Consider the following 209-nt stretch of genomic DNA (forward strand, 5'->3'; position numbering starts at 1 on the left):
CGATTACAGAAAGCTTCTTAGCACCAAAAATCCCTGAAGGAATCAAACGCAGCGCAAACTTTTTGCCATCAAAGATAATGGAATGGCCAGCATTGTTTCCCCCTTGCGAACGAACGACGACATCGGCTTCCTGACTGAGATAGTCGGTCATTTTACCCTTGCCTTCGTCGCCCCATTGACTGCCGACGATTACTACTGATGCCATTAAT

1 protein-coding gene is annotated in these 209 nt (G+C 46.9%); it reads right to left on the reverse strand.

Going from position 1 to position 209, the window contains the following annotated elements; translation table 11 throughout:
* A partial coding sequence (locus LI126_RS15580) for an adenylosuccinate synthetase (protein WP_331469939.1) occupies window positions 1-209 on the reverse strand: 209 nt, incomplete at both ends.

It is taken from the genome of Mediterraneibacter sp. 210702-DFI.5.30, from assembly GCF_020560115.1.
In the GTDB taxonomy this organism is placed as follows: domain Bacteria; phylum Bacillota; class Clostridia; order Lachnospirales; family Lachnospiraceae; genus Mediterraneibacter; species Mediterraneibacter faecis.